Annotated in this window: 13 protein-coding genes and 1 pseudogene; 13 read left to right on the top strand and 1 reads right to left on the bottom strand. The window is 57.8% G+C overall.

Translation table 11 applies throughout. From position 1 onward, the window contains the following. The first annotated feature begins 27 nt into the window (after positions 1-27). The 13 genes from fabD (at position 28) to trmD (ending at position 13,906) form a co-directional block, all read left to right on the top strand. Positions 28-969 (top strand): ACP S-malonyltransferase, encoded by a 942-nt coding sequence (fabD, locus tag BLR08_RS21265; protein WP_072334715.1) that lies wholly within the window; start codon positions 28-30, stop codon positions 967-969. Positions 970-1,043: 74 nt separating this feature from the next. Next, entirely contained in the window at positions 1,044-1,784 is a 741-nt protein-coding gene (gene fabG / locus BLR08_RS21260) for a 3-oxoacyl-[acyl-carrier-protein] reductase (protein ID WP_072334719.1), read from the top strand. Between the two features lie 167 nt (positions 1,785-1,951). After that, positions 1,952-2,185, top strand: coding sequence for an acyl carrier protein (gene acpP, locus BLR08_RS21255; protein WP_072334722.1), 234 nt, complete (start codon positions 1,952-1,954; stop codon positions 2,183-2,185). Positions 2,186-2,342: 157 nt separating this feature from the next. After that, positions 2,343-3,581: a beta-ketoacyl-ACP synthase II gene (fabF, locus tag BLR08_RS21250; RefSeq protein ID WP_072334725.1), complete on the top strand. Its 1,239-nt coding sequence runs from the start codon at positions 2,343-2,345 to the stop codon at positions 3,579-3,581. Between the two features lie 101 nt (positions 3,582-3,682). Next, entirely contained in the window at positions 3,683-4,387 is a 705-nt protein-coding gene (rnc, locus tag BLR08_RS21245; RefSeq protein WP_072334728.1) for a ribonuclease III, read from the top strand. Between the two features lie 562 nt (positions 4,388-4,949). After that, positions 4,950-8,525, top strand: coding sequence for a chromosome segregation protein SMC (gene smc, locus BLR08_RS21240; RefSeq protein ID WP_072334731.1), 3,576 nt, complete (start codon positions 4,950-4,952; stop codon positions 8,523-8,525). 116 nt (positions 8,526-8,641) lie between these two features. After that, positions 8,642-9,637, top strand: coding sequence for a signal recognition particle-docking protein FtsY (ftsY, locus tag BLR08_RS21235; protein ID WP_072334734.1), 996 nt, complete (start codon positions 8,642-8,644; stop codon positions 9,635-9,637). Positions 9,638-10,073: 436 nt separating this feature from the next. Beyond that, positions 10,074-10,424 carry a putative DNA-binding protein gene (locus BLR08_RS21230; protein ID WP_072334737.1) on the top strand — a complete coding sequence of 117 codons (351 nt, stop codon included), beginning with the start codon at positions 10,074-10,076 and terminating at the stop codon, positions 10,422-10,424. 46 nt (positions 10,425-10,470) lie between these two features. Continuing rightward, positions 10,471-11,838 carry a signal recognition particle protein gene (gene ffh, locus BLR08_RS21225; RefSeq protein WP_072334789.1) on the top strand — a complete coding sequence of 456 codons (1,368 nt, stop codon included), beginning with the start codon at positions 10,471-10,473 and terminating at the stop codon, positions 11,836-11,838. A 130-nt stretch (positions 11,839-11,968) separates the two neighbouring features. Further along, entirely contained in the window at positions 11,969-12,241 is a 273-nt protein-coding gene (gene rpsP / locus BLR08_RS21220; protein ID WP_072334740.1) for a 30S ribosomal protein S16, read from the top strand. 28 nt (positions 12,242-12,269) lie between these two features. Further along, complete coding sequence (locus BLR08_RS21215) at positions 12,270-12,500, top strand: KH domain-containing protein (RefSeq protein ID WP_072334744.1); 231 nt, start codon at positions 12,270-12,272, stop codon at positions 12,498-12,500. A gap of 120 nt (positions 12,501-12,620) precedes the next feature. Then, positions 12,621-13,145, top strand: a complete 525-nt coding sequence (rimM, locus tag BLR08_RS21210; RefSeq protein ID WP_072334747.1) for a ribosome maturation factor RimM — start codon at positions 12,621-12,623, stop codon at positions 13,143-13,145. Continuing rightward, on the top strand, positions 13,142-13,906 hold the full coding sequence (gene trmD, locus BLR08_RS21205) for a tRNA (guanosine(37)-N1)-methyltransferase TrmD (RefSeq protein WP_072334750.1): 765 nt from the start codon (positions 13,142-13,144) through the stop codon (positions 13,904-13,906). The genes rimM and trmD overlap by 4 nt, the downstream gene beginning before the upstream one ends. 148 nt (positions 13,907-14,054) lie before the next feature. Here trmD and BLR08_RS31475 read toward each other — a convergent pair. After that, positions 14,055-14,319 (bottom strand): annotated as a pseudogene (locus BLR08_RS31475) (integrase); the annotation flags it as partial.

Genomic DNA, 14,319 nt, shown 5'->3' with positions numbered 1-14,319 from the left:
CGTACAGGTCGCAGGAGGTTGACGAATATGGGGAAGTTGGCATTCGTGTTTCCGGGTCAGGGAGCGCAGGCCGTAGGCATGGGCAAGGAGCTTGTAGAGGCGGATGCGGCGGCGAGGAGCCTTTACGACGAGGCGGATGAAGCGCTGGGCTTCGCGCTGAGCCGCATCATTCTGGAAGGTCCGGAGGCGGAGCTGAAGGCGACCGCCAATACGCAGCCTGCGCTGCTGACGACGAGCATCGCCTATCTGGAGCGATTCCAGGCGAAGCATGCGCTGCAGCCTGATTATGTCGCCGGACATAGTCTGGGCGAATATAGCGCTTTGGTGGCTGCGGGCGTGCTGAGCTTCCGCGACGCGGTCCGCACCGTCAGGTCGCGGGGCGAATTTATGGAAGCGGCCGTGCCGAGCGGGCAAGGCGCGATGGCGGCTGTGCTCGGCGCGGAGCGCGAGGCGCTGCAGACGCTGTGCGCTTCGATCAGCGCGGGCGGGAGCCCGGTTGAGCTGGCCAATCTGAACTGTCCGGGGCAGATCGTCATTTCGGGCAGCGTGGAGGGCGTTCAGGCTGTCGTCGAGCAAGGGAAGGAAGGCGCCGGAGCGAAGCGCGTTATCCCGCTGGAGGTTAGCGGGCCGTTCCATTCCTCGCTGATGCGCCCGGCATCCGAGCGGCTGGCAGCCGTGCTGCGCGAGGTGGAGATGAGCCGCGCAGCCGTGCCGGTGGTAGCCAATGTCAGCGCAAGGCCGGTGCGGGAGCCGGAGGAAATCCGCCGGCTGCTGGTCGATCAGGTGCATTCCTCCGTCTTGTGGGAGGACAGCGTAGCTTGGCTGATTGCGGAAGGCGTGGATACGTTCATCGAATTCGGCAGCGGCAGCGTGCTGACCGGGCTGATCAAGAAGATCGATCGCAGCGTCACGGTGCATACGATCAACAGCCTGGAGGCGCTGGAGCAGTTCAAGCCGGCAGAGGCTTAAATCAGGCATTCCGGCGGAAGCAGGCGCGTTTTTCTCCTGCTCCGGCAGATTGTCACGGGAGGAGTACAATACTCATGCTTACGGGGAAAGTCGCGCTCGTCACGGGCGCATCGCGCGGTATCGGGCGCGCCATAGCGGTTGCGCTGGCGGAGGCGGGGGCCGATGTCGCCGTCAACTACGCCGGCAGCGAGGCTGCCGCAGCGGAAACCGTCCAGCTTATTGAAGCGCTGGGGCGGCGTTCCTTCAAAATCAAGGCTAATGTCGGCTCCGTCCAGGAAGTCGAGGATATGTTCAAGCATGTGCTGGAGACGTTCGGCCGCATCGATATTCTGGTCAACAATGCCGGCATCACGCGGGATAACCTGATCATGCGGATGAAGGAAGAAGAGTTCGATCAAGTGATTGAGACGAATCTGAAGGGCGTGTTCAACTGCGTGAAGGCGGCAACCCGCCCGATGATGAAGCAGCGTTCGGGCCGTATCGTCAATATCTCGTCGGTCGTCGGCGCGCTTGGCAATCCGGGGCAGGCTAACTATGTGGCAGCCAAGGCGGGCGTGATCGGGATGACGAAGGCGGCGGCCAAGGAGCTGGCGTCGCGGGGCATTACCGTCAACTGTGTGGCTCCCGGCTTTATCGAGACGGATATGACGGATAAGCTGAGCGATGAGCTGCGCGAGGGGCTGCTGAAGCAAATCCCTCTGGCGAAGCTGGGGCAGCCGGAAGATATTGCGAAGGCCGTACGGTTTCTCGTCTCGGACGATGCTTCCTACATGACCGGCCAGACGATTCACATCGACGGCGGCATGTATATGTAGCCGGTGTTCCGGGGCAAATTAGCGGGGGTCTCTTGGGCGCAAGGCCCCGCATGGAAGCGCGTCCCGTGCCGGCTTGGGACGCTGCCGCCACATTTTTGCCCGCTTGGCAACTGGCTCTGGCATTTTGTCCATAAGTTCAGTATAATACCAAAGAGGAGGTGAACCGGATGTCCGACGTTGTAGATCGCGTAAAGCGGATCGTAGTAGACCGTCTTGGCGTCGATGAGGCGGAAGTGACCCTGGAAGCATCGTTTAAAGATGATTTAGGTGCCGATTCTCTCGATGTTGTTGAATTGGTTATGGAATTGGAAGATGAGTTTGATATGGAAATCTCTGACGAAGACGCAGAGAAAATCGCTACTGTAGGTCAAGTAGTTGAGTACATAAAATCTCATACGTAAGCCGTATAAGTCCCGTTATGCTGTTCTGTGACGGGACTTATCTCCATATCCGGGAGTGCCCGAAAGCAAGTCCTAATTGCAGTATATTCTGGAGATAGCGGCTTGCCCGGCACTGGGCCGGCACCGCTTGAACCGTATTCATAGAGGTGGGTATCAAGTGAAGCAGAGAGTCGTAATTACCGGTCTTGGCGTGATGTCCGCTCTCGGCCAGGATGTCGAAACGTTCTGGTCGAATTTGCTTGCGGGCAAGTCTGGCGTCAGCAGTATCGAATCGTTCGACGTGAGCGAATATCCGACGCGGATTGCCGCAGAGATCAAGGATTTTGTCGTCGAGGACTATGTGGATAAGAAAGAAGCCCGCCGGATGGACCGGTTCGTCCAATTCGCCGTGGCGGCAACGCTGAATGCGCTTAAGGACGCAGACCTGGACATCCGGGAGCAGACGGACCCCGAGCGCGTGGGTGTCTACGTAGGCTCCGGGATCGGCGGGTTGTCGACATGGGAGGAGCAGCACAAAATTTTGCTGGAGAAGGGGCCGAAGCGTGTCAGCCCGTTCTTCATTCCAATGATGATCGCGAACATGGGAGCCGGTCAAATCTCGATGATTACCGGAGCCAAAGGCCCGAACAGCACAGCGGTCACCGCTTGCGCGACAGGAACACACTCCATCGGCGACGCGTTCAAAACGATTCTGCGCGGCGACGCGGATGTGATGATCTGCGGCGGAGCGGAGGCGACGATCAGTCCGACGGGCGTGGCCGGCTTCTGCGCGCTGCGCGCGATGTCGACGCGCAACGACGAGCCGGAGAAGGCAAGCCGTCCGTTCGATACGGGCCGCGACGGATTCGTGATGGGCGAAGGCGCAGGCATTCTGATTCTGGAGTCTCTGGAGCATGCCCAGAAGCGCGGCGCTCGCATCTATGGCGAGGTGATCGGCTACGGCATGAGCGGCGACGCGCATCATATGACCGATCCTGACCCGGACGGGGCAGCGCGCTGTATGGTGAAAGCCGTCAAGGACGCGGGCATTCCGTTCGAGGCGATCGATTATATCAATGCGCACGGCACGTCGACACCGGTCGGAGACAAATCCGAGACGACGGCCATCAAGCAGGCATTCGGGGAACACGCTTACAAGCTGGCGGTCAGCTCCACCAAGTCGATGACCGGACACCTGCTTGGGGCGGCCGGCGGAGTGGAAGCGCTGATCTGTGCGCTCGCTCTGAAGCACGGCATCATTCCTCCGACGATCAATCTCGAGAACCAGGACCCGGAATGCGATCTGGATTACGTTCCGAATACGCCGCGCGAGGCCAATCTGAACGTCGTGATGTCGAACTCGTTCGGGTTCGGCGGACATAACGCTACCGTTATCCTGAAGAAATACGAAGCATAAGTTAGCTTGGACGACCGTAAACTAACCACAATGTTTCAGGGGGCATAAGCTCGCAGGACGTATGTCCCCTGGGACCATCCGCTGACACGAAGGTGATCGCCATGCATCGAAACTTGAAGCAATTACAATCCGATTTGTCCATACCGTTCCGCAATCCGGAGCTGCTCAGACAAGCGTTTACCCATTCCTCCTATGTCAACGAGCATCGAATGGGCCATCATAGAGATAACGAGCGGCTTGAGTTTCTGGGAGATGCGGTGCTGGAGCTTACCGTCTCCGAATTTCTGTACAATAAATACCCGGATCGCTCGGAAGGGGAGCTTACCAAGCTGAGAGCCTCCATCGTATGCGAGCCGTCGCTTGTCGGTTTTGCCGAGCAGCTCCAATTCGGCTTGTATGTGCTGCTAGGCAAAGGCGAGGAGCTGACTGGGGGGCGGACGCGTCCGGCGCTGCTGGCCGATGTATTCGAGGCGTTTGTCGGCGCGCTGTACCTGGACCAGGGGCTTGAGGTCGTCCGGGATTTCCTCAGCGTGCATATGTTTCCGCGGCTTCCGGAGCAAGGCCGTCTGCTGACGGCCGACTTCAAGACGCTGCTGCAGGAGTATACCCAGCAGCATAATATGGGGCCGCTTGAGTATCGGATTGTGGACGAGCGGGGCCCTGCGCACGAACGCGAGTTTATCGCGGAGGTGTTCCTGTTCGATGAGCGGCTCGGCCAAGGGTTGGGCCGCTCCAAGAAGGAGGCGGAGCAGCATGCGGCGTCCGGCGCGCTCGAGACGCTGAAGGTGCGGGCGAAGCAATCCTGAGGCGAGAGAAAAGGCGGCGGCCATGGGTCGCCGTTTTTTGGAGCTTTTTTCTTCTCCGAACAGCTCCCAGAGGGCGGTGCTCGGCGCCACATGGCGGGGGTCACCCACAGGAAGAACAGGCTCTGGCGGCTGTTCGATTCCTTGCTATCCATGCGGGTTTTCTCAAGACATCTTAAGACGTTTACCCACGCCGTGCCAGGCGGGCTAAATTCTTTTGCCAGGTCTAAAGCGAATTGGATAACAGGTGTCCCGTCTATTTTGTCGCTGATTTCCGTAAGAATGGCAAGGTCATGAGAGAAACGGCTATAACGGTCGCTAATTTCCGTTAGCGTTCGTTCGGCGCCCTTCCCCTCTCGTCCGTCTTTGCGTAAAAGCTAGGGGCGGCTTCGGACAATCCCCATCGGAGCCGGCCGATGAAGAAGCTAGGTGCGGCAAGACCATATATCTTAGCGTCCCCTGCAAGGCTCCATGCGGCGGGGCTTTTTTACGCTGAACGCCTGAAGAAAAGCCCGCTCTACGCGAGGCGGCGGATATGATACAATAGATTTTGAGGTGAGTTCATTTGTTTTTGAAGCGTATTGAGCTGTCGGGTTTCAAGTCGTTTGCGGACCGCACCGAGCTTGAATTTGTCCAAGGCATCACCGCAGTTGTAGGTCCGAACGGCAGCGGGAAAAGCAATATCTCCGACGGCATCCGCTGGGTGCTCGGGGAACAGAGCGCAAGAAGCTTGCGGGGCGGCAATATGCAGGACGTTATTTTCGCAGGGAGCGATGCCCGCAAGGCCGTGAATTATGGGGAAGTCTCGCTGACGCTGGATAATGCCAGCCAATCGCTGCCGTTGGATTACCAGGAAGTGACCGTCACCAGACGGGTTCACCGCAGCGGAGAGAGCGAATACCTGATCAACAAGCAGCCCTGCCGCCTGAAGGATATTACGGAGCTGTTCATGGATACGGGGATCGGGAAGGAAGCTTATTCGATCATCGGGCAAGGCCGGATTGAGGAGATTTTAAGCACGAAATCCGAAGAGAGACGGGGTATTTTCGAAGAGGCTTCGGGGATCGTCAAATATAAATCGCGCAAGAAGGAAACCGAGAAAAAGCTGCAGGAGACCGAGCAAAATCTGCTGCGGATTCACGACCTGGTGTCGGAGCTGGAGGACCAGCTCGATCCGCTCCGTACGCAATCGGAGAAGGCGATCCGGTTCAAGGAGCTGAAGGAAGAGCTCAAATCCAGCGAAATCGCCATGTACGTCTACCAGATCGAGCAGATCTACGAAACATGGGACGAAACGAACAAGCGGCTGGACAAGCTCAAGGAAGCGCAGCTGGAGCTGTCCGGCTTCGTGAGCGCGCATGACGCCCAGCTGGAGACGGACCGCTGGGAGCTGCGCCGCAAGGAGGAGGCGATCGAGGAGCTTCAGGGCAAGCTGCTGCAGATCAGCGAGGATTTCGAGAAATGCGAAGGCCAGGGCGAGGTCCTGAAGGAACGCAAGAAAAATTATTCCGCCAACCGCGCTCAACTCGAGATAGGCTCCAGGCAGTTGGAGAGCCGCATGGCGGACAAGGAAGCCGAGCTCGGGGAAGCGCGCGGCAAGCTGCGCACCGTAGCTGACCAGCTGGCGGTCGTTCAAGGTCAGCTGAAGGCCGAAGAGGATCGGCTGCTGGGGGTTGCCGGCGGCATCAGCAGCGCGGAGGAGGACCGGCTTAAGGGAGAACTGCTCGAGCTGCTGAACCAGACGGCCAACGCCCGCAATGAGGCGCGCTACACGGAGCAGCAATTGGAGGCGCTGGGACGGAGACTCGACCGGCTCAGCGACGAGAACCGCAAGTGGCGCGATCAGCAGGAAAGCATTGCGGCGCGCAAGTCCGCTCTGGAGAAGCGGCTGGAGAAAGCGATCGCCGGCATCCAGGAAGCGCGCAACCGCTATCTGGAGCTTAGCCAGGGCGTGCGCGAGAAGCAGTCGCTGTCCGAGGAGGCTCAGGCGGCGGTCCGCAAGTGGGAGCAAAAGCTGGATGCCTTGATCTCGCGGCGGGATACGATGAGCGAGATGGCAAGCGATTACGACGGCTTCATGCATGGAGTCAAGGAAGTGCTGAAGGCGAAGGACCGCGCGGATCTGCGGGGCATTCACGGCGCGGTGGCCGAGCTGGTCAAGGTGCCCGCTCATGTTGAAACCGCTGTGGAGACAGCCCTTGGCGGGGCGCTGCAGCATGTCGTTGTCCAGAGCGAAGCGCATGGCCGCGAGGCAATCGGGTTTCTGAAGCGGAGGCAGCTGGGACGGGCTACGTTCCTGCCGCTTGATGTCATTCGCGCCCGCTCGATCCCCGACAGCGAGCAGCGGGCGGTGGAGAGCATGGAGGGCTTTGTCGGCATTGCGGTCGATCTGGTTCAATTCGAGGACCGCTACCGTCAGATTATCGGCAGCCTGCTGGGCAATGTTATCCTTGCGAAGTCGCTTGAAGCGGCCAACAAGATTGCCGCGCGTATTCAGTACCGCTACCGGGTCGTAACGCTGGAGGGCGACGTTGTTAATCCCGGAGGTTCGATGACAGGCGGCAGCCAGCAGCGGAAGACGACAAGCCTGCTTAGCCGTCAGCGGCAGATTGAGGAGATGGACAAGGAGATCGCCGTATCCCAGGAGCAGCTGGCGGAATACAAGGCCAGAGCCGAAGCGATGCGGCAGGAGATCGGCGACGCCGGCCGGCAGCTCGATGAGCTGCGGGAGCTGGGCGAGTCGCGCCGGATCGAGGAGCAGCAAATTCGCGCTTCGCTGGAGCCTCTGGCTCATGAATCCAGGCAGGTGGCGGAGCAGCTTGCGCTTTATGGCGCCGACGATGAGACGATGAGCGCAGAACGTATGGACCTTCAGCGCCGCCGTGCGGCCGCGCTTGAAGCGCTCGAGCGCCTGGCCGGGGAAGAAGCGGCTTTGCAGCAGGCGATCCGCGAGGCCGAAATCCGCCGCAAGGCGAGCGAGTCGGCCAAGGAAGAGCTGCAGTCGCAGATGACCGAGCTGAAGGTGCAGGTCGCATCGCAATCGCAGGCCAAGCAATCCCTTCAGGAGATGGAGCGCAGACTGGCGGCCGAGCTTGGGGTTATTGCGGAAGAGCTGAATACGAATAAGGAAGCTTTGCGCCAGCTGGAGTACGATATGGAGCATCATGACCAGGAGACGATCCGGCAAATTGAGCAGCTGAACGATCTGAAGCTGAAGAAGCAGCAGGCGGCCGAAGCGCTGGAGCTGAACAGAGCGGAGCGCGCCGCCTGGACCGCCAAGCTGGAAGCGGAGGAGAATAAAACCCGCGAACAGCGCAATCAGCTGCGAAGCGTCGAGGAGCAGCTCAGGCAGACCGAGGTCAAGGTGAACCGGCTGGATGTCGAGCTGGAGAACCTGCTCAAGAAGCTGCTGGAGGATTACGAGCTTAGCTACGAGCGGGCGAAGGAGCGGTATCCGGTGCCGGAGGATGTGCTCGGCACACAAAATCTCGTGCGTGATCTGAAGCGTGAGATCGCCATACTCGGTGACGTGAATCTCGGGGCTATCGAGGAGTACCAGCGGGTGAACGAGCGCTTCACGTTTTTGTCCGAGCAGAAAAACGATCTTGTCGAAGCCAAGACGGCCTTGTATGGCGTCATCCGCGAGATGGACGAGGAGATGGCCAAGCGGTTCCGCACGACGTTCGATGCGATCCGGTCCCACTTCGTCATCGTGTTCGCGAAGCTGTTCGGCGGAGGCCGGGCCGATCTCATCCTCTCGGAGCCGGACAATTTGCTGGACACGGGGATAGAAATTGTGGCGCAGCCGCCAGGCAAAAAGCTGCAAAATCTGCAGCTGCTCTCGGGCGGAGAGCGCGCGCTTACGGCGATTGCCCTGCTGTTCTCCATTATTCGGGTCAAGCCGGTTCCGTTCTGCGTGCTTGACGAGGTCGAAGCGGCGCTGGATGAGGCGAATGTGGCGCGGTTTGCCGAATACTTGCGCGAGTTCTCGGAGCAGACGCAATTTATCGTCGTCACGCACCGCAAGGGGACGATGGAGGAAGCGGATGTGCTGTACGGCGTGACGATGGAGGAAGGCGGCGTATCCAAGCTGGTGTCCGTCCGCCTGGAGGATGAGGAAGCGGTCATGGAAGCAGGCTGACGCAAGGCTGCTTCCGGAGCTTGCCGGCAGACGGAAGTTTGCCGGCTTCGCGCTGCCGCTCAGGGAGGCTGGGGGCGGCATAGTCAACTAAATATATGTGGAAAGTGGATGGTAGCATGAGCTTTTTTCAGCGGCTGAAGGAAAGCATTTCCGCCAAAACGGAGTCGGTAACCAGCAAATTCAAGGAAGGTCTGGCCAAGACGCGGGATGTGTTCATCGAACGCGTCGACGACCTGTTCTCCCGGCGCAAAAAAATCGACGAGGAGTTCTACGAAGAGCTTGAAGAAATATTGATCGGCGCCGATGTGGGCGTGAATACGGTGCTGAAGCTGATCGAAGAGCTGAGGGCCGAGGTGCGCAAGCGTAAAATCGAAAGCCCGAGCGAGCTTCAGCCGATTATGTCCGAGAAAATGATCGCGCTGCTGAAGGGCGACGAGCAGACGGCGCTGCGCATGGCAGACAGCGGCTTGACCGTTATTTTGTTCGTCGGGGTCAATGGCGTCGGCAAGACGACGACGATCGGCAAGCTTGCGCATCTGCTCAAGTCGCAAGGCAAAAAAGTGATGATGGCCGCAGGAGATACATTCCGGGCCGGCGCGATCGAGCAGCTCGAGGAATGGGGGCGCCGTGTAGGCGTGGACGTCATCAAGCAGCAGGCCGGCTCCGATCCGGCTGCCGTTATGTTCGACGCGCTGCAGGCTGCGCGTTCCCGCGGCGCGGATGTACTGCTCTGCGACACAGCAGGCCGGCTGCAAAATAAAGTGAATCTGATGGAAGAGCTGAATAAAATATTCCGCGTCATCCGCCGCGAGGTGCCTGAAGCTCCTCACGAGGTGCTGCTGGTCCTGGACGCCACGACCGGGCAAAATGCGCTGATGCAGGCGAAGCTGTTCGATGAAAAATCCGGTCTGACCGGTCTTGTGCTGACCAAGCTTGACGGCACGGCCAAGGGCGGCATCGTCGTGGCCATCCGGCAGGAGCTGCAGCTGCCGGTCAAATTTGTCGGCCTCGGGGAGAAGATGGACGATCTTCAGCAGTTCGACTCCGATCAGTTCGTTCACGCGCTCTTCAACAAGTGGATAGCGGATGAAGAAAAACGCGGGCAGGCTTGAACCCGATAGCGGGCGTATTATCCAATCGTTGTGAAGTCAATCGGCTCTGGCTGCATGCCGCTTTAATAGGAGCATGGCAGCTCGGATTGCTCTTAGAGAAGTCGAAGAGAGCACGGAGTAGAAGAAAGGGAATGGATATGGGGTGTAAAAGCGAAAGCGTCCGCCTTTGAAGTCGTGTCCTTACCTCTAAAATCAATCCCAATTGGACACGACTTCAAGAGCGGTTGGAAGCCCATATCCATTCCTACCCACGCACCAAAAGCATGGAGCCGTACGTAGAGATTTTCAAGGACCGGCCGAAGACCGACTTTTGTCTGACTTTTGTCTGACTTTTGTCTGACAAGGAGAAAGACTTGACATCCTAGCCAGGTTTAAGTATGATAGGTGATGTTGCTCGGGTGTAAAGGGTTTTACCTTAACGAAGGGGGTAACGCGAATGATGGAAGATAGCGCCCTTCAGAAAACAAACCGGATCAATCTGCTGTTCGATTTCTATGAGCGGTTGTTAACGGAGAAGCAGCAAACCTTTATGAAGCATTATTTCCATGACGATTACTCGCTTGGCGAGATCGCGGCGGAATTTCAGATTAGCCGGCAGGCTGTCTATGAGCATATCAAACGTGCGGAGTCCGTGCTTGAGGAATACGAATCGAAGCTGCGGCTGCTGGATAAGCACGAGCGGAGACAGCGGCTGCTGCAGAGCGTAAGCGGGCTGGCTGACGGATTGGCGCCGGCGCAAGCAAAGGCTCTGATCGAGCTGACGGAACAGCTTCAGGCATTGGACTAAGAGAGCGATCGAAGCAATGAAATTTCCCTTGAAGGTGGTGACCCCAGTGGCATTCGAAGGATTATCCAGCCGGCTTCAAAGCGTATTCAGCAAACTGAGAGGCAAGGGGAAGCTGACCGAGGAGGACGTGAACGAAGCGCTTCGCGAGGTGCGTCTCGCACTGCTTGAAGCGGACGTTAACTTCAAGGTCGTCAAGGAATTCGTGGCCAAGGTGAAGGAGCGGGCGATCGGCCAGGAAGTGCTCCAAAGCTTCACGCCCGGCATGATTGTTGTCGATATCGTCAACAAGGAACTAACGGCCTTGATGGGCGGTACAAACAGCAAGCTGGCCAAGGCGAATAAGCCTCCGACCGTCATCATGATGGCGGGGTTGCAGGGCGCGGGCAAGACGACGACGACCGGCAAGCTGGCAAAGCTGCTGCAGCAGCAAAATCACCGGCCGCTCCTCGCGGCAGCCGATATTTACCGCCCGGCGGCGATCAAGCAGCTGCAAGTGCTTGGCGAGCAGCTGAAAGTGCCGGTATTCTCGCTGGGCGATCAAGTCAGCCCGGTCGAGATCGCGAAGCAGGCGCTTCAGCATGCGAAGGATCAGCATCATGATTATCTGATCATCGATACGGCGGGACGCTTACATATCGACGAGAATCTGATGGGCGAGCTGAAGCAGATTGTGGCTGCGGTAACCCCTGACGAGATCCTGCTGGTCGTCGATGCGATGACTGGTCAGGATGCCGTCAATGTGGCCGAAACTTTTCATAAGCAGCTGGAGCTGACAGGCGTCGTTCTGACGAAGCTCGACGGCGACACCCGCGGCGGGGCGGCATTGTCCGTTAAGGCCGTTACCGGCTGTCCGATCAAGTTCGCGGCTATGGGCGAGAAGATGGATGCCCTGGAGCCGTTCCATCCGGAGCGGATGGCTTCGCGGATACTCGGGATGGGGGATATGCTCACCTTGATCGAGAAGGCTCAGGCTGGCATCGATGCGGACAAGGCCAAGGAGATGGAGCGCAAGCTTCGTCAGGCGGAGTTCACCTTCGACGATTTCCTGGAGCAGATGGAGCAGGTCAAGAAGCTTGGACCGCTGGATCAGCTGCTCGATATGCTGCCTGGCGCCGGCAAGATCAAGGGAATGAAGGATGTCAAGGTCGACGACAGGCAGATGACGCGCGTAGCGGCAATCGTCAAGTCGATGACCAAGGAAGAGCGTCAGAATCCCGATCTGCTTACGCCAAGCCGGCGCAAGCGTCTGGCGGCAGGCAGCGGCAACTCGGTGCAGGATGTCAATCGCTTCATCAAGCAGTTCGATGAGATGCGCAAGATGATGAAGCAGTTCTCCGGCATGATGGGCCCGAAGGGCGCCAAACAGATGAAGCAGCTGAAAAAAATGGGACGAGGCATGAAATTCCCGTTTTAGTTCTTAGGACGGTCGTTTTAAGGGCAGAAGCTGCGCCCGCCTTGCGTTAATCAAGGCGATCCGGTCAGGCAGCGTTCGGACTAGGATCTCATTATAAGCGTTTATCTTACTAGGGAGGTGAAATGTTAACATGGCAACTCGCATTCGTCTTAAGCGTATGGGCGCTCACAAAGCTCCTTTCTACCGCGTAGTGGTTTCGGATTCCCGTTCCCCGCGTGATGGCCGCTTCATTGAAGAAATTGGTACTTACAATCCGGTTGCTCAACCAGCCGTTGTAAATATTGATGAAGAGAAAGCACTGAAATGGCTTCAAACCGGTGCTCAAGCTTCCGATACGGTTCGCAGTCTGTTCAGCAAAGCTGGCATTCTGAAGAAATTCCACGAGTCCAAGCTGCAGAAGTAATCTGTGTGATTGGGAGGGTCCGATTCCGATGAAAGATCTTGTATCTGTAATTGCCAGGGCGCTCGTCGATCATCCGGAGGATGTGCATGTGAATATCGTGGAGGACGACCGCAGCATCACGTTTGAGCTGTCCGTTCACAAGTCCGATGTCGGCAAAGTGATCGGGAAGCAGGGGCGTATCGCCAAGGCGCTTCGCACGGTAGTTACATCAGCTGCAGTGAAAGAATCGAAACGCGTTTCGGTTGAGATTGTGTCATAATGGAAAAGATGAGGGTTAGGAGATGCTTCCTAACTCTTTTCTTTCTATACAGGGAAGCGGGCGCAGCAAATATCTGCGAGCCTTCAAGAGTTTTTTGGCGGCAGGAGGCATGGAGCAAGCATGAGTGAAAAGCTGTATACGGTAGGGAAAATTGTAAATACGCACGGCATCCGCGGCGAGCTGAAGATCGTGCCGGAGACGGATTTTCCGGATGAACGGTTCGCGAAAAACAGCAAGCTTGTATTTGTCGATCCGAATTCGGGGGCGAAGCTTCCGGTGACGGTAGAGACGGCGCGTGAGCATAAACAGATGTTCATTATCCGGTTCCAGGGCTTCGGAAATATTAATGAAGTCGAGAAGTATAAAGGCTGGCTGCTGAAGGTGGAGGAGCAATACTTGTCCGAGCTGGACAGCGACGAGTACTATTACCATGAAATCATCGGCTGCTCGGTCGTCACCGAAGAAGGCGAAGCGCTTGGCGAGATCAAGGAGATCCTGTCTCCCGGCGCCAACGACGTCTGGGTGGTGCGGCGTCCGCAAGGCAAGGAATTGCTGATCCCGTACATCGATGATGTCGTGCTGGATGTCGATGTAGCCGGGAAAAAGGTGACCGTTCGCCTGATGGAAGGCTTGCTGGATCTATGAGAATCGATGTGCTGACTTTGTTTCCCGCGATGTTCGACGGGGTGTTTCATTCCAGCATCCTCGGCAAGGCGCAGGAAAAAGGGTTGGTCGAGCTGAATACGGTGAATTTCCGCGATTATGCCAACAACAAGCATAACACGGTGGACGATTATCCGTACGGCGGCGGAGGGGGAATGGTGCTCAAGGCCGAGCCGATCTTCTCCGCTGTCGAAGATATACGGCCGGCAGACGAGCAGGCGAAGCCGCGGGTCATCCTAATGTGTCCGCAGGGAGAGCCATTCTCGCAGAAGAAAGCGGAGGAGCTGTCCGGCGAACGCCATCTGATCTTTGTGTGCGGCCACTATGAAGGCTACGATGAACGCATTCGAGAGTATCTGGTGACCGACGAGCTCTCTATAGGCGATTATGTGCTGACGGGCGGGGAGCTGCCCGCAATGGTCGTCATCGACAGCGTCGTTCGGCTGCTGCCCGGCGTGCTGGGCAATGAGACATCCGCGGTGACCGACTCGTTTAGCACAGGGCTGCTGGAGTATCCTCATTATACGAGGCCGGCCAAGTTCCGGGACTGGGATGTGCCGGAGGTGCTTATCTCGGGCAACCACGCCCATATCGATCAGTGGCGGCGCAAGCAGTCGCTGTACCGGACCTGGCGCAAGCGTCCCGATCTGCTGGAGCAGGTGGAGCTGACGGCGCAGGACCGTAAGTGGCTGGCGGAATTTGAGCGCGAGCGGGCTGCGGAAGTGGCGGACGATGCGCCGTGACTCCGCGGCATTTCCTTACATAAATAGCCGGAATGACGGCGGCGGCATATAGCCCCAAAGCTTTGTGAAGTTCATGTGTCAATCGTCTGAGAAAATGTCACCTTAACTTTTCCGAGAAAATGTCACTTTTAGAATAAATGGAAGCCGCCTACCAGGAGGCCTCCGAATAGCGGTTGTGCTGTGAATAGATGGCATCTTGGAATGAGCTCTTGGATGTGGTACGCTTGGATTGGTTTTGAGTCTCCGCGGTTCTCCACGGATGACTGCTGGCGGGTTTGCGTGGCTGCGCAGAGCCCGCTTTTTCTTTTGGCGCAGAAATCCGTTTCGGCCGTTCCGTTGGCTTAAGCGCAACTGCCTTGCCCTGAAACCACAAAATGACTTCTTCGTCTAGCGTCACACGGACTTCGACGGTC

The sequence above is a fragment of the Paenibacillus sp. cl123 genome (assembly GCF_900101595.1).
Lineage (GTDB): Bacteria > Bacillota > Bacilli > Paenibacillales > NBRC-103111 > Paenibacillus_G.
This window is presented reverse-complemented; position numbering and strand designations above follow the sequence as displayed.